The sequence below is a fragment of the Streptomyces albicerus genome, from assembly GCF_008905045.1.
In the GTDB taxonomy this organism is placed as follows: domain Bacteria; phylum Actinomycetota; class Actinomycetes; order Streptomycetales; family Streptomycetaceae; genus Streptomyces; species Streptomyces albicerus.
This window is the reverse complement of the sequence record NZ_VWMY01000043.1, coordinates 37,034-59,285: the sequence shown is the minus strand read 5'-3', so window position 1 is coordinate 59,285 and position 22,252 is coordinate 37,034. Positions and strand designations below refer to the sequence as shown.

The following is a 22,252-nucleotide window of genomic DNA, read 5'->3' as shown; positions in this document are numbered from 1 at the left end:
ATTGTTGCCGCATTGCCTCTCCAACAGGACAGCGCGTCCCGCGAGGCGCCCCGTAAGGGGCGCGGGGAACTGCGCGACCAGCCCGGAACAACCCGCAGCCGCCGTCAAACCGCGCGGCCCTCTACCTCTTGCGCTTCCGACGGCTCCTGGACTTGGCCGCCCGCCGCTGCGAGCGCGGCCTCGCATCATCCACGCTCTCCGCCGGAGGCACAGGCGTGGCGTCGGCGGGTTCGAACTCCCCCTCGACGACCCCCTCCGCCGTATCCAGCGTGGGCGCACTGAAGTGCAGCCCGTCGGTGCGGCGGCCCTGCTCCAGGCCCTCCTGGCCGGCCGTGCCCCTGCCGGAGGCGTCCAGGTTGAAGACGTAGCCGACGGACTCCTCCTTGATGGCGTCGTTCATCGCGGTGAACATGTCGAAGCCCTCGCGCTCGTACTCGATGATCGGCTCACGGCCGAGGGTCCACCGCAGCCCGATGCCGTCACGGAGGTAGTCCATCTCGTAGAGGTGCTCGCGCCATTTGCGGTCCAGCACCGACAACACGACGAGGCGCTCCAAGTCGCGCAGGGCGTCCGCGCCGAGTTCGGCCTCGCGCTCCTCGTAGCGGGCGTGGATGTCCTCGGTGACGGCTTCGATCAGGTCGTCGGCGGTGAGGCTGGCCCGGTCGCCCACGGTCTCCTCCAGGTCCTCGATGGTGACCTGGACGGGATAGAGCTGTTTGAAGGCGCCCCAGAGCCGCTCCAGGTTCCATTCCTCGGGGAAGCCCTCGGCGGTCTCCTCGGTGATGTACGCGCGGATGGTGTCGTCCATGAAGTGGAGGATCTGTTCGCGCAGGTCCTCGCCGTCCAGGACCCGGCGGCGTTCCTCGTAGATGAGGGTCCGCTGGCGGTTGAGCACCTCGTCGAACTTCAGCACGTCCTTGCGGGACTCGAAGTGCTGCTGCTCCAGCTGGGACTGGGCGGAGGCGATGGCGCGGGTGACCATCTTGTTCTCGATGGGGACGTCGTCGGGGACGTTCGCCATCGACATCACGCGCTCGACGACCTGGGCGCGGAACAGCCGCATCAGGTCGTCCCCCAGGGAGAGGTAGAAGCGGGAGGCGCCGGGGTCGCCCTGGCGGCCGGAGCGGCCGCGCAGCTGGTTGTCGATGCGGCGTGACTCGTGGCGCTCGGTGCCGAGGACGTAGAGGCCGCCGAGCTCCTTGACCTCGTTGTGCTCGGCCGCGACCGATTCCTTGATCCGGTCGAGCGCGGCCTGGTGCTCGTCCGGGCTCTCCTCAGGTGTGAGGCCCTTGCGGTCCAGCTCCGCGAGGGCCATCGCCTCGGGGTTGCCGCCGAGCATGATGTCGGTGCCGCGGCCCGCCATGTTGGTGGCCACGGTGACGGCGCCCTTGCGGCCGGCCTGCGCCACGATCTGCGCCTCGCGCTCGTGGTTCTTGGCGTTGAGCACCTCGTGGCGGATGCCCCGCTTCTTCAGCCGGGCGGCGAGGATCTCGGACTTCTCGACGGACGTGGTGCCGACGAGGACCGGCTGGCCCTTCTCGTGCTTCTCGGCGATGTCGTTGAGGATCGCCGTGTACTTGGCCTCCACGGTCCGGTAGATCTGGTCGGGGTCGTCCGCGCGGGCCATCGGCTTGTTGGTCGGGATCGGCACCACGTGGAGCTTGTAGATCTGGTGGAACTCGGCCGCCTCCGTCATGGCGGTGCCGGTCATCCCGGCGAGCTTGTCGTACAGCCGGAAGAAGTTCTGCAGGGTGATCGTGGCGAGGGTCTGGTTCTCGTCCTTCACGGTCACCCCCTCCTTCGCCTCGATGGCCTGGTGCAGGCCTTCGTTGTAGCGGCGGCCGGCGAGGATGCGGCCGGTGTGCTCGTCGACGATGAGGACCTCGCCGTTCACGACGACGTAGTCCTTGTCCTTCTTGAAGTGCTCCTTGGCCTTGAGGGCGTTGTTCAGGTGGCCGATGAGGGGCGTGTGGTCGGACTCGTAGAGGCTCTCGATGCCGAGCTGGTCCTGGAGGTACTCCACTCCGCGGTCCAGGATCGAGACGGTGCGCTTCTTGGGGTCGTACTCGTATTCGTGGGTGGCCCGCAGCTCGGCGAGGCGGTCCTTGTCGGCCGGAGTGGTGAAGTTCTCCTCCTGGACGGCGACGCCCCGCATCCGCGTGACCATCTTGGAGAACGCCTCGTACCAGTGCGTGGGCTGGTCGGCGGGGCCGGAGATGATCAGCGGTGTACGGGCCTCGTCGATGAGGATCGAGTCGGCCTCGTCGACGATCGCGAAGTGGTGGCCGCGCTGGACGAGTTCGTCCTTCGACCAGGCCATGTTGTCGCGCAGGTAGTCGAAGCCGAACTCGGTGTTGGTGCCGTACGTGATGTCGCAGGCGTACTGCGCGCGCCGCTCGGCCGGGGTCGACTGGGTCTTGATGACGCCGACGGTCAGGCCGAGGAAGCGGTAGGCGCGGCCCATCCACTCGGCGTCGCGCTGGGCGAGGTAGTCGTTGACCGTGACGAGGTGGACTCCCTTGCCGGTCAGGGCGTTCAGGTACACGGGCAGGGTCGCGACCAGGGTCTTTCCCTCGCCGGTCTGCATCTCGGCGATGTTCCCGAGGTGCAGGGCCGCGCCGCCCATGATCTGTACGTCGAAGTGGCGCATCCCGAGCGTGCGGCGGGCGGCCTCGCGCATGGCGGCGAAGGCCTCCGGCAGCAGGTCGTCGAGGCTCTCGCCGGCTTCGTACCGCTCCTTGAACTCCGGCGTGAGGGCCTGGAGCTCCTCGTCGGTCAGCTCCTTGAACTCCTCCTCGAGGGAGCCCACCTGTTCCGCTATGCGCTGCAGCTTGCGCAGGATTCTTCCCTCGCCGGCCCGCATGATCCTGCCGGTGATGTTGTCGAGACCGAGAGCCGGCACTGGAATTACCCCCACTAAATCGCGTCCACCAGCATCTGTATCCGGCGGTTCGCCCGCTGCAGAATGTGGACGCCTTGTTGGTTCGCCTTGATCACCTCACGCAGTACGGGGTTCTTCGCGGTTTCCACCGCACTGCGGAAAAGCTGCTGGATCACCGGCCGCTCGCCCGGCCGTCCCGCGTCGAGCAGGGAATCGATGTCCCGGAGGTCGATTCTGCGGACGGGCAGCGGATCGAAAGAAGGCATGGACGGCCTCGGTTCCTCGTCGACGAGGGCGAGCGCGCAGTCGTTCAGCAGGACCGCGAGCGCGTCCCGGTGTGTCTCGAAGGTCTCCGGCGCGCTCTGGCGCAGCTTGTCCGCCAGTGGCAGAACCTCATTGCGCACCGTCCGTAACGCTCGTACGAGTTCTGTGTCACCGTCACCCAGCTGCCGGCGCGCTTCCCCGCGAGCCCGTGTCAGCTGGACAGAAATTCCCTGACTGTATTCTTCCCCCACACCGTGGCGCATATTTCGTCCCCGTTCGCCATTCTTTTCATTGTGACGCACAACTTCGGTGCGGCAAGCAGCAGAATGACGACGGGGACGGTTGTGCATTCCTGAGGAAAAGGTCAACGGATGGGACGGTGGACGTTCTCCCGTTCGGTCGGGCCCGGTGTGGCGTCGGCGATCCAGGGGCCTTCGCCGGACGGGTCGACGATTCCGTCCTCCAGCCAGGTGTAGGCGCCGCCGAGGACTCCCTTGACGACCTTGTGGTCGAGGTCGTCGGTGTTGGACCACAGGCGGCCGAAGAGCTCCTCGACGCGGATACGGGACTGCCGGCAGAAGACGTCGGCGAGCTGGTACGCCTGGCGGCCGTGCGGCTCGGTGGTCCGCAGGAGCTCGGCACGGACGCAGGCGGCGCTCATCGCGAACAGTTCGGCGCCGATGTCGACGATGCGTGCGAGGAAGCCCTGCTTCGTCTCCATCCGGCCCTGCCAGCGCGACATGGCGTAGAAGGTGGACCGGGCGAGCTTGCGGGCCGACCGCTCCACGTACCGGAGGTGGCCGGACAGGTCGACGTGTCCCGCCGGGTGGAACTCCCCGTACGAGCGCGGGAGTTGGCCGGGGCCCGAGACCAGCTTGGGCAGCCACTTGGCGTAGAAGACACCGGCGTTCGCGCCAGCCTTCGCCTTGTCCGTGAGGGACTTCTCCGGGTCGATGAGATCGCCCGCCACGGAGAGGTGGGCGTCGACGGCCTCGCGGGCGATCAGCAGGTGCATGATCTCGGTCGAGCCCTCGAAGATGCGGTTGATGCGCAGATCGCGCAGCACCTGCTCGGCGGGGACGGCCCGTTCGCCGCGGGCGGCGAGCGAGTCGGCGGTCTCGAAGCCGCGGCCGCCGCGGATCTGGACCAGCTCATCGGCCATCAGCCAGGCCATCTCTGAGCCGTACAGCTTGGCGAGGGCGGCCTCGATGCGGATGTCGTTGCGGTCCTCGTCGGCCATCTGCGAGGACAGGTCGAGTACGGCCTCCAGGGCGAACGTCGTCGCCGCGATGAAGGAGATCTTCGCGCCCACCGCCTCGTGGAACGCCACCGGCTTGCCCCACTGCTCGCGTGCGGACGACCACTCGCGGGCAATCTTCAGACACCACTTCCCGGCGCCGACGCACATGGCGGGCAGGGAGAGCCGCCCGGTGTTGAGGGTGGTGAGGGCGATCTTGAGGCCCGCGCCCTCGGGTCCGATCCGGTTGGCGGCGGGCACCCGCACCCGGTGGAAGCGCGTGACGCCGTTCTCCAGGCCGCGCAGGCCCATGAAGGCGTTGCGGTTCTCGACGGTCACGCCCTCCGACGCGGCCTCCACGACGAAGGCGGTGATGCCGCCCTTGTGACCCTCGGACTTCGGTACGCGCGCCATCACGACCAGGAGGTCCGCGACGACGCCGTTCGTCGTCCAGAGTTTCACCCCGTCGAGGACGTAGTCGTCCCCGTCCGGTACGGCGCTCGTGGCGAGGCGCGCCGGGTCCGAGCCCACGTCGGGCTCGGTGAGCAGGAAGGCGGAGATGTCGGTGCGGGCGCAGCGCGGCAGGAAGGTGTCCTTCTGCTCCTGTGTGCCGAAGATCTTCAGCGGCTGCGGTACGCCGATCGACTGATGCGCCGAGAGCAGCGCGCCGAGCGCCGGGTTCGCGGAGCCGACCAGGGCGAGCGCCTTGTTGTAGTAAACCTGCGTCAGACCGAGGCCGCCGTACTTGGTGTCGATCTTCATGCCGAGGGCGCCGAGCTCCTTGAGCCCGTTGATCACCTCGTCCGGGATCCGCGCCTCCCGCTCGATGAGCGCCGAGTCGATCTTCGTCTCGCAGAAGTCGCGCAGCTTGGCGAGGAACTCCTCGCCGCGCTGCGCGTCCTCGTCGGGCGGCATCGGGTGCGGATGGATCAGATCGAGCCGGAAGCGGCCGAGGAACAGCTCCTTGGCGAAGCTGGGCTTGCGCCAGTCCTGCTCTCGTGCGGCCTCGGCGACCTGACGGGCCTCACGTTCGGTGACAGCGGGCTGGTGGGGTGTTGCGGACAAGAGGCTCACCTCGCCGCGAATAGGGATCTTGGTCCGGTACGTTACCGACCGGTTCTACTCGATCGTATGTACCCGATTACGGGCGACCCCACCAGTCCTCGCGCGTCCGTTCGGCCGATGCCTTTACGCCGGTTCAGCCGATGTCCACCGAGTACGACTTGGTGTCGAGCCGCCCCTTGCCCCGGAAGACCTCGGTGCCGGACTCGATGCCGGAGACGTACTTGTCGTTGCTCAGCAGTTTCCGCCGTACGAGTGCCTGGGTGAAGTCGTCGAGGTTGAGCGTGGCCTTGGTGGTGTTGGCCCGCCGGACGAAGGAGTGCACCTTCCAGCCGATGTCGCCCTCGTAGATGTCCCACATGGCGCCACCGAGGCTGACACTGCCGACCTTCGAACCGAGGGGTCCCGCACCGCCCTGCCGGTTGAGCCACACCATGATCTCGTCGGTGGGCCGGTCCTGCCAGTCGGCGGTGTTCTTGCTGTGCAGCCACAGGTCGTACGCGACGTTCATGGTGCCGGGGTCGGAACTGACGGCGAACTCCCAGCTGGTCCTTACCGCCTTTCGGTCACCCACCCGGATCGGCAGCTCGGTGGACGCCTTGTCGACCTTCCAGCCCCAGTGCCAGCCGAGCACGGTGCCGGAGTAGGACTTGACCGCGTTCTCCTTGCCGGGCTTGCTCGTCCAGCTGTAGTCCGTGCCCCACGAAATGGTGTCGCCGCTACGGGAGTTGTCCCAGACGCACTGGGTGCCGGTGCCGTCGTCCTGGCCCCAGAGGTTGTTGTTGACGTAGTACTTGCCCATCGTGATCGTGTCGAAGGCCGCGCACTTCTTGGCCTCCTCACCGGCCATCGCGACCGTGACGGACGCGCCGGCCGCGAGCGCGGTGACGGCAGCGGCGGCGATCTTCGCCCTGCGGGAGAGGCGGGGGCGTCTGTGCTGCATCGGAGGTCCTTCCGGGGACGATCACTTACGTCCCCTGGTCACCGCCGCGCTGCGAAAGGTTGCCGCGCAAGCTCCGGCTCGCCGGAGAACGCTCAACCTCGCGCCGGGGGCGGCGCCGACCGGAGAGCGCTCAACTCAGCGGAAAGGCTCTGAGCGACTGCCCGCGCAGGACGTACAACCGCTCGTCGTCGGCCAGCAGTTGCAGGGAGGAGCCGCTCGCGCGTTCCACCGACTTGAGGGTCCACGCCGTCCTGTGGGTGCGGCGGTCGATCGCGACGGCGTCCGTGCCGAGTTCGCCCGGGGTCGGAAAGACGAGGTCTCCGGCAAGCAAGGGCGGGCGCGCCGGGGGTGATTCGAGGAGCACCGTGGACTGCCACCGCCAGCGCTGCTTTCGCCGGTCGCGCTCGACGGCCCACAACTCCCGTCCCAGGAGCGTGAGATAGAGCGTCGCACCGTCGATCGCGGCCTCGCCCCACAGCACCCGCCCGGCGAGTTCGTCTCCCGTCTCCTCGGGGTCGAAGCTCCAACGCGTGCGGCCGGTGCGCAGATCGAGGCAGAGAGTGCCCCGGCCGGAGACGACGACGGTGTCGTCGGAGACCGCCACGGCCCGCTGGGTCGCGCCGTCGTGGTCGATGACCTCCACGGCCTCCAGGCTCAGCGCCCGCCGCCATACCTGCTCGCCGTCGGCGGCGCGGTACGCGGTGACCGCGTCGTTGTCGAGCAGGACGAACAGGTCGCGCGCGGCGCCCGCGGCGGCCGTCCGCGCCCTGGCCCGGGTGAGCTTCTTGCGCCAGAGCACGCGGCGCGCGTCGATGTCGTAGGCGACGAGGAGGCGGTCGGTGTCCCCGGGTTCGTCCCGGAAGGTCATGCCGGGCGCGTGGCCGACGACGTAGACGGTGCTGCCGTGGGACGCGCACACCGGCTGCTGGATCAGGGCGAGGCTCACGCCGAGCGGAGCGGTCTGCCAGCCGCGGCCGTCCGAGGGCTGCACGACCGCCAGCCGCCCGCTGCCGTCCTTGGTGCCGAGCACGACGGCCCCGGCGCAGCGCGTGAGGTAGGAACCCATCTCGGCTCCGGCGCTCCAGCGCAGGCCCTCACCCAGCAGCCCGACGACGCGATAGGGCCCGATCCACCGCTCGACCACGCCCCCACCAGGCCGCACCTCGCCGTCCCCCACCCGATGGCCCCCCACGGCGGGCCCTGGTAGGCAGTCGGCGGGCCATGGTAGGCAGTAACCATCGGCCCGAAAAGTGGCCGCAGGCCCTTTTCAGGGGCGCGGGGCTGAGACATGTGCGGCTCCGCCGCGTGGGCGCGACAAGCCCCCACCAACCTGCAAAGGGGGCGACGTCCGGTCGGGGCGACCACATCCTGATCGGGGCCCGCAGGGGCCACGAGGGGCGCGGGGAACTGCGCGACAAGCCCAACACAGCCCGCACCCGCCCAACCACCCGCGCCACCCACCCCCTCAGGCGCCCCGCCAAACCGACGGAGTCGAAGCGCTTCGACAACCTATGGACACCCACTCGCCACCAAGCTACTGTCAAGCCACCCCCCACTCGCCCCTTATCCGCAACGCGCCCTGTCGAAGCGCTTCGCACAAACGCTTGGAGAGCTGGATGGTCACCCTCGCCGAGGTCGCCCAGCACGCCGGAGTCTCGGCGAGCACGGTGAGCTATGTCCTCAGCGGCAAGCGGTCCATCTCCGCGGGCACCCGGCAGCGGGTCGAACAGAGCATCCAGGAGCTCGGGTACCACCCCAACGCGGGAGCCCGGGCGCTGGCAAGCAGCCGGTCCAACATCATCGCTCTGATGGTCCCGCTCCGCACGGACATGTACGTACCCGTGATGATGGAGATCGCCATCGCGGTGGCGACCTCGGCCCGCACCCACGGGTACGACGTGCTGCTGCTCACCGGTGAGGAGGGCCCCGACGCCGTGCGCCGGGTCACCGGCAGCGGGCTCGCCGACGCGATGATCCTGATGGATGTCGAGCTGGACGACGAGCGGCTGCCGCTGCTGCGCGGCACGGACCAGCCGTCCGTCCTCATCGGCCTGCCCGCCGACACGAGCGGCCTGACCTGCGTCGACCTCGACTTCGGCGCGACGGGCGCGCTGTGCGCCGAGCATCTCGCGATGCTCGGTCACCGTGACATCGCTGTCATCGGCGAGGCGCCCGCGGTCTACGAACGGCACACGGGCTTCGCCGAGCGCACGCTCGACGGACTCCGGTCCCGTTCACGGGAGTTGGGCCTGCGGGTGCTGCACCGGCCGTGCGAGGGCGGCTACGACTCGATGTCGCTCACCCTGGCCCGGATCTTCGACGAGCGTCCCGGCACCACGGGCTTCGTCGTGCAGAACGAGTCCGCGGTCGAGCCGCTGCTCGCGCTGCTGCGCCAGCAGAGCCGGGCCGTGCCCGAGGACGTGTCGGTGATCGCGATCTGCCCGGACCAGGTCGCCACGCAGGCCTCGGTGCGGCTGACCTCGGTCGCCATCCCCGCTCAGGAGATGGGCCGACGCGCCGTGGAGCAACTGATCGCCAAGCTCGAAGGACACGGCAAGGACGAAGTCGTACTTCTCGCACCCGAGTTGACGGTACGGGCGAGCACGGGCCCGGCACCGGCCACTTCCTGACCCGACCAGCCCACCCCCCAACTTCCGGACGCTTCAAGGGCGTTGGGGCACCCCAACCTGTCCCGGTGCGCCAGCGCCGCGTCGCCGGGTTCTGTCGCCACTCCTTCCTTCAGGAGCACCCCCCGTGAATCAGCCTGCCGAAACCCAGCCCGGACAGCCAGGACAGCCCGGACAACTCAGCCAGCCAGGACAGCCCGGCCGGTCCGGCCAGGGGTCCGCCGGCCTCGCCCAGTCCTCCCCCACCGTCGGCACGTTCCGCGAACGCGACGGCGCCCTGGAGTGGAGCGGCCGCCAGGAGACCGTACGCGTCGAGCCATGGGGCCCCGACGCGGTCCGGGTCCGGGCCAGGCTCGGCGGACCGGTCCTGGAGGGCCTGCCGTGCGCGCTGCTCGACGAGGCTCCCGCCACCGAGGCCAGCGTCAAGATCGAGGACGGGCACGGGCAGTTGACCGTCGGCGCGCTCACCGTCGAGGTCAACGCCGAGGGCCTGGTCCGCTTCGTCCGCACCGACGACGGCGCCGAGCTTCTCAGCGAGGAGCGCGCCCACTTCTGGTGGCCGGGCCCGCGCCTCTACACCCCCGTCGGCAACGGCTACCACCGCCTGGAGCAGCGCTTCGCCGCGTACGAGGGCGAGAAGCTGTACGGCCTCGGCCAGCACCAGCACGGTCTGCTCGACCAGAAGGGCGCCGTCCTCGACCTGGTGCAGCGCAACGCCGAGGTGACCATTCCGGTCCTCACCTCCAGCCGCGGCTACACCCTGCTGTGGAACAGCCCGGCCATCGGCCGCGTCGAGCTCGCCGGCAACGGCACGCGCTGGGTGGCGGACTCGGCCCGGCAGATCGACTACTGGATCACGGCGGGCCATCCGGCCGACGCCCAGCGCCGCTACAGCGCGGTGACCGGCCGTACGCCGATGCTGCCCGAGTGGGCGGCGGGCTTCTGGCAGTGCAAGCTGCGCTATCGCACGCAGGACGAACTCCTCGCCGTGGCAAGGGAGTACAAGCGGCGCGGACTGCCGGTCGACGTCATCGTGTGCGACTTCTTCCACTGGACGCACCTGGGTGACTGGAAGTTCGACCCGGCGGAGTGGCCGGACCCGGCGGCGATGCAGCGGGAGCTCGAAGAGCTCGGCATCAAGCTCGTCGTGTCCGTCTGGCCGTCCGTCTCGCCGCTCTCCGAGAACCACCAGCTCATGGAGCAGCGCGGCTACTTCGTCGGCACGCAGTACGGCCCGATGGCGCACGCCGACTGGCCGGACAAGGAGGTCGCCTCCACGGTCCAGGTCGCCTTCTACGACGCGACGAACCCCGAGGCGCGCGAGTTCCTGTGGTCCCGGATCAAGGACAACTACCTCGATCCGTACGGGATCACGTCCTTCTGGCTGGACGCCTGCGAGCCGGAGATCAAACCGGGCTTCCAGGAGAACCTGCGGTACTGGGCGGGCCCGGGGCTCGAGGTCGGCAACATGTACCCGCGCGAGAACGCCCGTACCTTCTACGAGGGCATGCTGGCGGCCGGCGAGAGCGAGGTCGTCACCCTCAACCGCTCGGCGTGGGCGGGCAGCCAGCGCTACGGCGCCGCCCTGTGGTCCGGCGACATCGGCACGGACTTCGCGACCCTGCGCCGTCAGATCGCGGCCGGTCTCAACACCGCGCTGTCCGGCATCCCCTGGTGGAACACCGACATCGGCGGCTTCCACGGCGGTGACCCGGACGACCCGGCGTACCGCGAGGTGATGATCCGCTGGTTCCAGTTCGGCGCGCTCTCCCCGCTGATGCGCCTGCACGGCTTCCGCGACCCGGGCATGCCGCTCGGTCCCACCATGACGGGCGGTCCGAACGAGGTCTGGTCGTACGGCGAGGAGGCCGGCGCGATCATGGAGAAGTACCTCCATCTGCGGGAGCGCCTGAAGCCGTACGTCCTCGATGTCATGCGGGCCGCGCACGAGGAGGGGCTGCCGGTGATGCGCCCGCTGTTCCTGGAGTTCCCCGAGGACCAGGCGACGTGGTCGGTGGAGGACTCGTACCTCTTCGGGCCGGATCTGCTGGTCGCCCCGGTCCTCACGGCGGGCGCCACGGCCCGTACCGCCTACCTCCCGGCGGGCGCGCGCTGGACCGACGCGTGGACCGGAGAGTCGTACGAGGGCGGCGCGGCCGTGACCGTCGACGCCCCGCTGGATCGTATTCCGCTGTTCCTGCGGGACGGGGCGAGGCTTCCCGTCGCCGAGTAACAGCGCGCCGTCTCAGGGAAGTTGGGGTGCGACCTCGGCCGCCAGCAGGTCCAGGTGGCCGAGGTCGGAGAGGTCGCGCAGGCGTACGTACACGCGGGACGTTCCGACGTCGGCGTACTGGCCGAGCAGGTCCACGATCTTCCCGGGGGAGCCGTGCAGCGGTTCCTCCGGTGGGAGGCGGGACGGCTCTTCCAGGAGGGCGAGGCGGGCGTCGATCTCGGCCTCGGTGCGGCCGCAGGCTATGCCCAGGCCCACGGAGAGGATCAGCGGAGGCCCTCCGGCCGCTTCGCGGGCGGCCCGCACGCCCGCGTACAGGTCGGCGCTCTGCGCGGGCGAGGTGAAGGGCAGGTTGAACTCGTCGGCGTACCTGGCGGCCAGCCTCGGTGTGCGGCGGGGTCCCCGGCCGCCCACGATCAGCGGCACCCGCGGCCGCTGGACGGGCTTCGGCAGGGCGGGCGAGTCCGTCAGGCGGTAGTGGCGGCCCTCGTAGGAGAAGCGCTCGCCGGGCGGGGTCGCCCACAGGCCGGTGACGATCTGGAGCTGTTCCTCCATGCGCTCGAAGCGTTCGGTGGGCGGCGGGAACGGGATGCCGTACGCACTGTGGTCGAGGGCGAACCAGCCCGCGCCCAGGCCTAGTTCGACTCTTCCGCCGCTCATCGCGTCCACCTGGGCGACGACGACCGCGAGCGCGCCGGGCTGCCGGAAGGTGGCCGAGGTCATGAGGGTACCGAGGCGGATCCGTGAGGTCTCGCGGGCCAGTCCGGCGAGTGTGGTCCAGGCGTCGGTGGGTCCTGGCCGGGCGTCGGTGAAGTGCATCGGGTGGTAGTGGTCGGCGACGAAGAAGCCCTCGAAGCCGCACTCCTCCGCGTGCCGGGCGGCGCGCAGCAGTTCCTCGTACGTGGCACCGTGGTACGGCTCGGTGAAGACGCGCAGCTCCATCTCCCGCTCACACTCCCGTCATATGGCTGGCCAGCAGCAGGTCGTGCAACTCGGCGCGGCAGCGGGCGAGTTCGACGGCGTGGGCGTCGTGGCCCAGGGAGCGCGGCCGGGGCACCGGAACGTCGAGGATCGTACGGACCTGGCCCGGGCGCGGGCTGAGCACCACGACCCGGTCGGCGAGGAGAACGGCCTCCTCGATGGAGTGGGTGACGAGGACGACCGTGGCGGAGTACTCCATGTGCACGTCTTGCAGGACCTCGCACAACTCCTCGCGGGTCAGGGCGTCCAGGGCCGAGAAGGGCTCGTCCATCAGCATCACGCGGGGCCGCTGGATGAGTGAACGGCACAGCGCGACCCGTTGCTGCATGCCGCCGGACAGCTCGTGCGGCAGGCGCTTGTGGAAGGGGGTGTCCAGGCCGACCGTGGACAGCAACTGGCGGGCGGATTCCCGGTGTTCGGGACGGGGTCGGCTGTGGACCTGGAGGGGCAGGAGCACGTTGTCGAGCACCGATCGCCAGGGCAGCAGGGCGGGGCGCTGGAAGAGGATGGCGACGTCGCGGCGCGGTTCGCGGACCGGTTCTCCCGCGATCCGCACCTCGCCGGAGGAGGCCGGGAGCAGTCCGGCGATCACCCTCAGCAGGGTGGACTTGCCGCAGCCGGAGCGGCCCAGGACCGCCACGAACTCGCCGTCCTCGACGTCGAGTTCGATGCCGCGCAGGGCTTCGACGGTCCCCCTGCGGCCGTCGTAGCTCTTCGACACGCCGCGCACTCGGATCACGGGCTGCCCCCCATCACCGGTTCACCTGGAGCCGTAGCGGTACGGCCGAGGATAGGACGACACATCCTGTGATCAACCGGATGTTCAATGTTTGTTACATGTCAACAAGGTCCTCGGTATCGACAACTCCCCGTTCAGCGGCTGCACTTGACTGCCATGAGACGGAACACGCGGTTACCCGCCGCGCTCCTGGCTGTCCTGATGACGGCAGCGCTCTCCACGGCCTGCGGCTCCGACGACGACAGCGGGGGCGAGGGCGGGTCCTCCGCCGGCGGCTCCGCACCGGACAAGGTCACGTACATCACCGGTTTCGGCACGTTCGGGCGCGAGGCGTACGCCTATGTCGCCCAGGACAAGGGCTACTTCCGCGACGCCGGCGTCACGGTCACCATCCAGCCGGGACAGGGCAGCGGCATCAGCCTGGCCGCGCTGGCCGGCGGCCGGGCGCAGTTCGCCCCCGTCGACCTCAGCAGCACCATCATCCAGGTCGGCGGCGGCAAGGTCTCCGGTGTGACGGCGGTCGCGGCCGTCCACCAGACCACGGACGCCGCCGTCATGGCGCTGGCGGACAGCGACATCAGCAAGCCCGCCGACCTGGAGGGCAAGAAGATCGCGGACCCCGCGGGGTCGGTCATCGGCGCCCTCTTCCCCGCGTACGCGAAGCTCGCCGGATTCGACGCGAAGAAGGTCGACTTCGTCAATCTGGAGCCCCAGCAGCTCGGGGTCAACCTCGCGGCCGGCAAGGTCGACGCGGTCGGCCAGTACCGGGTGGGCCGCCCGAACATCGAGAACGCCGTGAAGGGCAAGGAGGTCGTGGTCCTCCCCTTCGGCGAGTACCTCACCGAGAGCTACGGCGCGGCGATCACGACGACCACGAAGATCGCCGAGGAGGACCCCGACCTGGTCAAGCGCTTCACGTCCGCGCTGCTCAAGGGCATGCGGTACACGATCGACCACCCGGAGGAGGCGGCGGCGCTGATGGCGAAGAAACATCCGACGGTGAACGCGAAGGCCGCCGCCGCCGAGATCGAGCTCGTCGACGACGCCGTACAGCCCGAGGAGGACGGCGCGCCGATCGGCACGATGGACCGTGAACGGGTGGCCGGGGCGATCAAAGCGCTGGTGGACGCGGGAGCGGTGAAACCAGGGCTGAAGCCCGAGCAGCTGGTCTCCTTCGATCTGGTGCCGAAGTCCTGAAGTGCTCGGGCGGGTAAGGGAGTTCGGCTGGCCCGTGCTCGGGCTGGTCGCCGCGATCGGTGCCTGGGCGCTGGCCGTCGTCGTGTTCGACGTACCGGAGATCATCCTGCCCTCCCCGGCGGACGTGCTGGACGCCTTCCTCCGCGTACCGGGCTATCTGCTGGGCGAGGCGGTCACCACGCTCGTCGTCATCGTGCTGGGCTTCGCGCTGGCCGTGGCCGCGGGGCTGCTCATCGGGGTCGCGATCGCGGCGTCGCGGATCGTGGAGCTGATGTTCTCGCCGCTCCTGGTGGCGTTCAACGCGGTGCCGAAGGTGGCGCTGGCCCCGCTGCTGGTGGTGTGGATGGGGTTCGGGCAGCAGCCCAAGGTGGTCATGGCGCTGCTCGTGTGCTTCTTCCCCGTCGTGCTGTCGGTCGCGGGCGGGCTCACCTCGACGCCGGTCGAACTCATCGAGCTGGCACGGTCGTTGCGCGCCTCCCGTACGCAGACCTTTCTGCGCTTCCGCTTCCCGAGCGCGCTGCCGCAGATCTTCGTCGGGCTGAAGGTGGCCATGCCCCTGTCGGCCGTGGGCGCGGTCATCGGCGAGTTCAGCGCCGGGGACGAGGGCCTCGGCTTCGTGATCGTGCAGTCCGGGGCGAACTCCGACACGGCGCTGGCGTTCGCCGCGATCGCGCTGCTGGGTGTGATGAGTGTGGTGCTGTTCTATGCCCTCGTACTGGCGGAGCGGACGTTGTTGCCGTGGGTGCGGGAGACGACGTCGCAGCGGTGACCGGGCCCGGGCCGGCCCCGTGTGGGGGACGGCGCCGACCCGGGCGTACGGTCACCTGTCGGCGACGGCGTGGCTCAACTGCTGGAGACGGTCAGGTTGTTGGTCCGGAAGTCCAGACCACCGGATGACGAGGTGACCTCGTAGCCGAACTGGACGTCCCCGATGGTCTCGTTGCCCATCCAGCCCTTGGTGTCCTTGATCCACTTGAGGATCGGCAGGATGTTGACGGTGCCGGAGTTCGAGTCCGAGGTGCGCAGGAACGAGAAGACCTCGTTGGCGCCGTTGTTGCCCTTGTAGACGGTCCAGGTGTGGCCGCCGAGGGTGACGTTGCCCTGCGAGGTACCGAGCGGACCGACGGCTCCGTTGTAGTTCACCCAGAGCATGATCTCGTAGTCGTAGTCGGTGTCCCAGATGTCGTACGAGGTGTTGTACGCGCCCGAGGACGGGACCGTGACGTTGTAGCTGCTGCTGAGCGAACCGAGCGAGGTGATCGTCTTGTTGACCACCTTCTTGGAGTTCGGGTACGACTTGATGCCGCCGGTGTTGGGGTGGTTGGCCCAGACTCCCCAGTTGGTACCGGAGTTGGCCCAGATGCACTGGCTGCCCGCGCCGGAGCCCCAGATGTTGTTGTAGAGCGTGTAGCCGTTCAGGCTGGTGTTGCCCCACTGGTCGCAGGAGTTCCAGACGGCGGCCGAGGCGGGGGCGGAGGCGAGACCGATGGTGGCGCCGAGCGCGAGTGCGGGCGCCAGGAGAGCCTTGGTGATCCTGTTCAGAGTGCGTGTTGCCATGGTGTCCCTTCCATGGGTGGGGGGATCTGATGTGGATCTACTGCGGCCCCAGGGTGAGGACGCAGTCTTCTCCGGCGCGCAGAGAGAGCGGTCGCGCTCCGGAGCAAGTCCTGAGGTCGATGCGGTGGGTGCGGGTGGGCCGTATCACCGCTCGGGCGTCTTGCGGGCTCCAGCTGAGGTCGACCTCGGCGCCGAACCTCGTCCGTACGCCCCGCAGTTCGCCCTTCGGGAGCGCGGCGGGCAGCGCGGGCAGGAGGACCAGCCGGTCGGGTGTCGACTGGATCAGCGTCTCGATGAGCACGGCGGGGAGCGTGTGGGCGGCGTCCGCGTTGTAGACATCCCGGCCGGGATAGTGCGCGCTCATCAGGGAGAAGTGGAAGAAGTCACCTTCCAGCACCCGGCCGAGCGCGTGCGCGACCCGCTCCCCGTCACGCAGGCGTGCCGCGGCGAGGGCGTGGTGGAGGTAGCCGTGCGCGGAGTCGTTCTCGGCACCCCGGAGTTCGAGCGCGCGGTGTGCGGCGGCCGCCAGGTCGGGGGTGTCGTAGGGGTTGATCTCGTCGAGCGGCCACACGCCGTACAGGTGGCTGAGGTGCCGGTGGTCGTACGTGTCGTCGAGCCCGGGCCAGGCCCACTCGGCGAGCGCGCCGTCGTCGTTGACGCGGTGCGGGGGCAGCCGCTCGGCGAGCGCGCGCCAGTGGTCGGCGTCCGGGCCCGGGTGGTACGCGGCAGCCGTGAGCAGGGCGTGCCGCGCCGCCGAGAGGTCCATGGCGGCGTTGAGGGCACCCCAGCTCGCGTTCGCCGGACGGTTCTCGGGTGAGTAGGAAGGGACGACGACGAGGTGGCCGTGCTCGTCGGTCCGGGTGAGGAAGTCCTCGTAGAACCGGGCGACTTCGGCGAGGGCATGCTTCAGCCGGGGGTCGTGCTCCCCGCGTGTCTCGTCGTGGTCGACGAGCGGTTTGAGCAGCCAGTCGGCGCCCGCGGTCCACAGGTGCAGGGGGTACTCACGGCTGAAGTGGTACGTGTGTCCGGACTCGCCGTCCGTGTGCGGTGGGGCGACGATGCCTCGCGCACCGAAGATGGCGCGGGCGTTGTCCCGCCAGTGCGGCAACTGCCCGTGCACCAGGGCCGCGTGGGCCTCGACGACTTCCGGCAGCGCGCCGGCGACGGCCGACGCGGTCTGCAGGTTGAGGTTGGCGTCCGTCGTGAACGCCCCTGACCACGCCGTGTCCCAGTCGCCGGTCCACAGTCCCGTGAGCCTCGGCGGCAGCATTCCGCTGGATGACAGCAGGTGGTAGCGGCCAGCTGCGAAGAGCCGTTCAAGGAGGGCGGGGCTCTTCGGCCGCTTGAGCAACTCCGAGCCGGGGAGGGCACGTTCGGCCTCTTCGGCGTCGAGGGTGAGGGAGGCGCGGGCGTACGCGGTGCGGTGGAGGTCCAGGTGACGCTCCAGGAGGCTGCCGTACGGCTCCTCGCCGCTCGGCGGCAGCAGGTCGCGCAGGCTCTGCGCCTCCGCCACCGCGTCCAGTTCCCCGGTGTGCCGTCGCACCCGGGTCAGCAGCAGGACCGACTCGGCCCCCGCCACACGCATTCCGGGCGGCGTCAGCGTCGTACGGCCGCCGGTGACCACCGCCAGCGTCACTCCGGTGTACGCACGGTCGCTGCCGGGGTAGCGGGCGCGCAGCGTGAGTACGGCGCCCTCAGGGGTGAGGACCACCCCGTTGCTGACCCTCAGTCCGTCGGGGGCGCCGGGGAGCCGGTGGTCCAGCGTGATGTCCAGAGTGAGCCCCGGGGAGGTCACGTACTGGACGATCGCGTCGTCCGCGCGCGAGACGAAGACACGACTGCTCCAGCCCGTGCAGACCGCCTCGGCGACGCCCGTGGTGAAGTCGACCGAGCGGCGGTAGCCGCGCTCCCCGCCGGCTGGCCGCCGCAGCCGCACCTGGAAGGCGGGATGGAAGGGCTGCACCCACTGCAACGGGCGCCCGTCCGTGAAGCCTTCGGCCGCGGTCACGTCCCCGGCGAGCAACCGGTCCTGGAGCGCGGGCAGTTCGGCCGCCAGCTCCGGAGGTCTCGCGTGTTCGCTGCCGTTGGGGCGGACCAGGGTGTGGTGCGTGATGATGACCCGGTCGTCGTTCGGATCGCCGAACACCATGGCGCCGTGACGGCCGTTGCCGCTCAGGAAGGCGTCCTCCCAGCGGACGGCCGGGAGCGGCTCCCAGGTGCCGTGCGCCGGGGACGGGCGCGAAGGCCGGGCGCCGGCGCTCATGGCGAGAGCACCGCCGCTCCGTAGCGTTCCAACTCCACCGAATCAGTGACCTGTTGCCCGGTGATCAGCTCCCGATGCGTACCGGGCACCTGGACCGTGACCGTCTCACGCCCGTGGTTGAGGACGAAGAGCAGGTCTCCGCGGCGGACGGCCTCGACCTGCGCGGGCAGTCCGTCGAGCACCGGTCGCACACCGGCCCCGGACGCCACGCCCGCCAACAGGTCGCGCAGCGCGGCGGGTTCGGGCAGCGTGGAGACGTACCAGGCGGATCCCTTGCGCAGTACGGCCGGGAGTCCGTCGAGTTCGCCGCCCTTGTAGACGGCCTCCGCGACGGCGTCCTCCGCGGCCTCGATCTCCTCGGACCACAACGTGCCCCGGAAGCCTTCGCATTCGGCGGTCTCCCCCGGGTCCAGAGGCCACCACTCGTGCAGCGTGTGGATGCCGAAGAGCTCCCGCAGTCGCTCGTCCATACCGCCGGGCCGGACGCGGTCGTCCTCGTCGGCGACACCGGTGAGGAAGCCGCAGACGAGGGTGCCCCCGCCGCGTACGTACGCGACGAGGTTGTCGATCGCCGCGTCGTCGAGCAGGTAGAGCTGGGGCACGACGACCAGCTTGTACGCGGACAGGTCGTGCTCCGGGTGCGCGAAGTCCGCGGTGACGTGGGCCTCCCACAGGGCGCGGTGCCAGGCGCGTAGGACCTGGGGATGGTCGACCTCGGAGGAGAGTCGGCCGTCCTGGGCGCCCGCCCACCAGGCGTTCCACTCGTGCAGGATCGCGACGTCCGACGGTGAGTGGCTGCCCGTCACTTGCTCGCTGATGCGGGCGAGTTCGGCGCCGAGCCGCTTGATCTCCTGGTAGGTGCGGCCCTGTTCCCCCGCGTGGCTGACCATGCCCGAGTGGAACTTCTCCGCGCCCTGGCGGGACTGCCGCCACTGGAAGTAGCAGACGGCGTCGGCGCCGCGGGCGACGGCCTGGAGGGACCAGAGGCGGTTGAGGCCGTGCGGCTTGGGGTGGTTGACGCCCCGCCAGTTCACGGGGCCGGCCGCCTGCTCCATCAGCATCCACGGTCCGCGGGCCTGGGAGCGCGTCATGTCCTGGATGAGCGCGCCGTTCTGGGCGCCGAACGGATCGCGCGGGTCCGGATAGATGTCGACGGATACGACGTCCTCCTCCTGGACCCACTTCCAGGCGTCCTGGCCCACCCACATCGGCATGAAGTTGGTGGTCACCGGGAGGTCCGGGGAGTACCGGCGGACGATGTCGCGCTCGGCGAGGTAACACTCCAGGAGCATGTCGGAGGTGTAGCGCTTGAAGTCCAGTACCTGCGTGGGGTTCTTCATGTAGTGGGGGTGGCGAGGCGGGAGGATCTCGTCCCAGTCGCCGTAGCCCTGGCTCCAGAAGGCCGTTCCCCAGGCGGTGTTGAGCGCGTCGAGCGTGCCGTACTTGTCCCGCAGCCAGCGGCGGAATGTGGCGGCGGCCTCGTCGCCCCAGTCGTAGGTGCAGTACTCGTTGTTGATGTGCCACATCGTGAGGGCGGGGTGGCTGCCGTAGCGGGCGGCGAGGTCCTCGGTGATGGCGGCGGCGTAGCGGCGGTAGGTCGCGCTGGAGTGCGAGAAGTGCTGCCGGCCGCCCCACCACTCGGTGCGGCCGTCCTCGTCGACGGGCAGCGTGTCCGGGTGGAGCCGGCCCATCCACGGCGGGGGCGAGGATGTGGGCGTGGCGAGGACGACCCCGATGCCGTTCTCGTGCATGAGGTCCATCAGCCGGTCCAGCCAGCCGAACTCCCTTGCTCCTGGCTTGGGTTCGAGCTTCGCCCAGGAGAAGACGCCGAGTGTGACCGAGTTGACGCGGGCCTCCTTCATGAGGCGTACGTCCTCGTGCCAGGTCTCCTCGGGCCACTGCTCGGGGTTGTAGTCGCCGCCGAAGAGGATGCGGCCGCGGGTGGCGTGGCCGAGTCCCGGGGTGGTCATCGGACGGGCTCCCCGTACTGGATGCCGCGTCCGTTGGTGGCCAGGTACACCCGGCCGTACACCCGCGGGTCACCGACGATGACCTCGCCGGTCCATCCCCACTGGTGGGCGTCGTCGTTGATCCGCACCCAGGTCTTCGCCTCGTCGTCGGAGCGGTAGACGGCGGTGATGTTCTCCGTCGAGCCGACCTGGTAGATCGCCGGGTAGTCGGCGCCGGCGGCCGCCTTGCCGAAGCCGAGGGTGTGCGAGGCCCGGCAACTGGCCACCTTCGAGAAGCTCGCGCCGCCGTCGGTGGACCGGTAGAGCCCGTTCGTCTTCACGCTCAGCCACAGGTCACCGCTCCGCCCGGGCGCCGCGACCAGCTTGAACTGGCTGTCACCGGAGGCCAGCCCATCCGCACGAGCAGTGAACGAACGGCCACTGTCAGTGCTGACATATAGCGTTCCTGTGTCGGTGTCGTATGCGTAGAAGTGCGTCGGGTCGGCCGGGTCGGCGACCGGCGTGGCGCCCTTCGGGAAGGAGGAGACCTCGGACCAGGTCGCGCCGTTGTCGGTGGAGCGGTGGGCTGCGTACTTCGTGCCGTCCCAGTGCACGAAGGACCACAGCAGCACGCTGCCGTCGGCGTTGGTGGCGATCGGCCCCGGTGCGTTCTTGGCGATGTCGGGCTGGGTTTCGAAGGGCGCCCAGGTCTGGCCTCCGTCGTTCGAGTGGGCGCCGTTGCCGTTGTCGCCCCAGCCCGCCCGGACGACGTACGACGGCTTGGCCGCGGCCTGCGCGAGTCCCGTCGCCGACCCGAACACGGGGTTCGACGCCATGCCGCGCGACGGAGACGCCGTGAGCCGCTCGTGGTACATCACGCCGATGTCCCCGAGCCCGCTCAGCAGGTGCGCCTCCCCGGCCGGAGGCGAGATCAGCTGGCGCACGGACGTCTCCTCCAGCCCGCGGATCTGCGGCGCCCAGCGCTTCAGATCGCGGGTGCCGTAGAGGGTCGCCCCCGTCCCGTACACGACGTGCTCGGAGTCGTACGGGTCCACGGCGAGCGCCTGGATCCACCAGCCGAACTTCGGCTTGTCGCCGCCCCAGTTGAGGAAAGGAGTCTCGGACACGTCGAAGACAGCGGAGTCCTTGAGGGACGTCCAAGTGCGGCCGCCGTTCGTGGTGCGGAACAGCGTGTCGATGTCGGCCCAGCGGTTGTTGGTGGAGACGACGACGGTGCCCGGACAGCGGGCGTCCACGGCGACCCCTCCGTACGCGAAGGCGTCGGCGGACCCGTCGGCCGTCGTCCCGCCCGGCTTCACGGGCGTCACATCGGTCCACTTCCCGGTCGCGATGCGCAGCTTGTGCACGCTGCCGTCGGACTGGCCGTTGGGTCCGGGCGCGTCGGCGTACGTCACGTACAGCTCGCGCGTGTGCTTGTCGTACGCCGCCCGCACCGGGACCTTGGCCGAGGTGCCGGACGGCTGCCCCGGCACGGCCTCCCAGGTCGTGCCGTCGGCCGTGCGGTACAGGTTCGCCGTGCCCGCGGTACCGTCACCGTCACCCCAGCCTGCGTAGACCGCACGCCCGGCCGCGACAAGGAACATGACGCCCTGCCCGGAGGCACTGGCCTTCGCCGGAAAGCCGCTCACGGTCGCCCAAGTAGCCCCACGGTCGGTGGACTTGAGGAGCCCGTCGTGCCGCGTACCCAGCCACAGCGTGTCGCTGTCCCGCGGGTCCACGAGCAGACGCTCGCCCGCGCCCCGCCCGTCCTCGTTGGCACCGAGCTTCACATCCAGGTCGGTCCGGGCCCAGGTGGCACCGCGGTCCTCGGACCGCAGCACCGCGCCGTTGCCGGCCCACGACTGGGCGTACGTACCGAGGGAGAGGTACACGCGGTCGGGACGGGCAGGGTCGACGGCGATCGCCTCCACACCGAGGAGGTTCCAGTCGTCCCACCCGAGGTGGTCGGTGAGCGGGGTCCAGCGGGCGGCACGGTCGTCCCAGCGGTAGGCGCCACCGATGTCGGTACGGGCGTAGGCGAGGCCGCGCACGGAGGGGTGGAAGAGAACGCCGGTGATGAATCCGGTGCCGCCTATGACGACGTTGCGCCAGCGGTAGGCGGGCGCGTCGGCCTCCGAGGCCGCCAGTGCGGGGCCGGCGGCGGCAGAGACAGCGGAGACGGCGACCGTGGCGGCGGTCCCGGCAAGGACGGCTCGTCTGCTGAGGCGGGGCGTGCGCATGACATACCTCGTTCTAAGAAAGGGGAAGTTTCAAAGGTGGAGTGGCGACGCCCCGCCAAGGGGCGCGGGGAACTGCGCGACC

At 69.8% G+C, this 22,252-nt stretch carries 15 protein-coding genes; 4 read left to right on the top strand and 11 right to left on the bottom strand.

Going from position 1 to position 22,252, the window contains the following annotated elements; all coding sequences use genetic code 11:
- Positions 1 to 121: 121 nt before the first annotated feature.
- The 5 genes from secA to GAS53_RS34175 all read right to left on the bottom strand — a co-directional run bounded on the left by secA (position 122) and on the right by GAS53_RS34175 (position 7,564).
- Positions 122 to 2,863: a preprotein translocase subunit SecA gene (gene secA / locus GAS53_RS34195; protein ID WP_151481673.1), complete on the bottom strand. Its 2,742-nt coding sequence runs from the start codon at positions 2,861 to 2,863 to the stop codon at positions 122 to 124.
- 53 nt (positions 2,864 to 2,916) lie between these two features.
- Positions 2,917 to 3,285 carry a hypothetical protein gene (locus GAS53_RS34190; protein WP_151481638.1) on the bottom strand — a complete coding sequence of 123 codons (369 nt, stop codon included), beginning with the start codon at positions 3,283 to 3,285 and terminating at the stop codon, positions 2,917 to 2,919.
- Positions 3,286 to 3,509: 224 nt separating this feature from the next.
- Complete coding sequence (locus GAS53_RS34185; protein ID WP_404829366.1) at positions 3,510 to 5,456, bottom strand: acyl-CoA dehydrogenase family protein; 1,947 nt, start codon at positions 5,454 to 5,456, stop codon at positions 3,510 to 3,512.
- A 124-nt stretch (positions 5,457 to 5,580) separates the two neighbouring features.
- Positions 5,581 to 6,387, bottom strand: a complete 807-nt coding sequence (locus GAS53_RS34180; protein ID WP_151481636.1) for a GH12 family glycosyl hydrolase domain-containing protein — start codon at positions 6,385 to 6,387, stop codon at positions 5,581 to 5,583.
- 130 nt (positions 6,388 to 6,517) lie between these two features.
- Complete coding sequence (locus GAS53_RS34175) at positions 6,518 to 7,564, bottom strand: outer membrane protein assembly factor BamB family protein (RefSeq protein ID WP_151481635.1); 1,047 nt, start codon at positions 7,562 to 7,564, stop codon at positions 6,518 to 6,520.
- A 439-nt stretch (positions 7,565 to 8,003) separates the two neighbouring features.
- Between GAS53_RS34175 and GAS53_RS34170 the strand changes: the two genes are divergently transcribed.
- Positions 8,004 to 9,017: a LacI family DNA-binding transcriptional regulator gene (locus GAS53_RS34170; RefSeq protein WP_151481634.1), complete on the top strand. Its 1,014-nt coding sequence runs from the start codon at positions 8,004 to 8,006 to the stop codon at positions 9,015 to 9,017.
- 124 nt (positions 9,018 to 9,141) lie between these two features.
- Positions 9,142 to 11,247 (top strand): glycoside hydrolase family 31 protein, encoded by a 2,106-nt coding sequence (locus GAS53_RS34165; protein WP_151481633.1) that lies wholly within the window; start codon positions 9,142 to 9,144, stop codon positions 11,245 to 11,247.
- Positions 11,248 to 11,259: 12 nt separating this feature from the next.
- On the opposite strand, the gene GAS53_RS34160 is transcribed toward GAS53_RS34165, so the two are convergent.
- Positions 11,260 to 12,186: an LLM class F420-dependent oxidoreductase gene (locus GAS53_RS34160; protein ID WP_151481632.1), complete on the bottom strand. Its 927-nt coding sequence runs from the start codon at positions 12,184 to 12,186 to the stop codon at positions 11,260 to 11,262.
- 7 nt (positions 12,187 to 12,193) lie between these two features.
- The gene (locus GAS53_RS34155) at positions 12,194 to 12,964 is read right to left on the bottom strand and encodes an ABC transporter ATP-binding protein (RefSeq protein ID WP_151481631.1); all 771 of its coding nucleotides are present in this window, start codon (positions 12,962 to 12,964) and stop codon (positions 12,194 to 12,196) included.
- 156 nt (positions 12,965 to 13,120) lie between these two features.
- Here GAS53_RS34155 and GAS53_RS34150 point away from each other — a divergent pair, with 156 nt between their 5' ends.
- Complete coding sequence (locus GAS53_RS34150; protein ID WP_192583399.1) at positions 13,121 to 14,161, top strand: ABC transporter substrate-binding protein; 1,041 nt, start codon at positions 13,121 to 13,123, stop codon at positions 14,159 to 14,161.
- Position 14,162: 1 nt separating this feature from the next.
- Positions 14,163 to 14,930, top strand: a complete 768-nt coding sequence (locus tag GAS53_RS34145; protein ID WP_151481629.1) for an ABC transporter permease — start codon at positions 14,163 to 14,165, stop codon at positions 14,928 to 14,930.
- 74 nt (positions 14,931 to 15,004) lie between these two features.
- Here the strand turns inward: GAS53_RS34145 and GAS53_RS34140 are convergent, their stop codons facing one another.
- From GAS53_RS34140 to GAS53_RS34125, 4 genes are read right to left on the bottom strand one after another with little or no spacing between them, the layout of a single operon-like run.
- Positions 15,005 to 15,718, bottom strand: coding sequence for a glycoside hydrolase family 12 protein (locus tag GAS53_RS34140; protein WP_151481628.1), 714 nt, complete (start codon positions 15,716 to 15,718; stop codon positions 15,005 to 15,007).
- A gap of 37 nt (positions 15,719 to 15,755) precedes the next feature.
- A complete protein-coding gene (locus GAS53_RS34135; protein ID WP_151481627.1) occupies positions 15,756 to 17,981 on the bottom strand; it encodes a glycosyl hydrolase family 95 catalytic domain-containing protein in 2,226 nt (741 codons plus the stop codon).
- Positions 17,978 to 19,951 carry a beta-galactosidase gene (locus GAS53_RS34130; RefSeq protein WP_151481626.1) on the bottom strand — a complete coding sequence of 658 codons (1,974 nt, stop codon included), beginning with the start codon at positions 19,949 to 19,951 and terminating at the stop codon, positions 17,978 to 17,980. The genes GAS53_RS34135 and GAS53_RS34130 overlap by 4 nt, the downstream gene beginning before the upstream one ends.
- Positions 19,948 to 22,170, bottom strand: a complete 2,223-nt coding sequence (locus tag GAS53_RS34125) for a sialidase family protein (protein ID WP_151481625.1) — start codon at positions 22,168 to 22,170, stop codon at positions 19,948 to 19,950. The genes GAS53_RS34130 and GAS53_RS34125 overlap by 4 nt, the downstream gene beginning before the upstream one ends.
- Between the last annotated feature and the right edge of the window lie 82 nt (positions 22,171 to 22,252).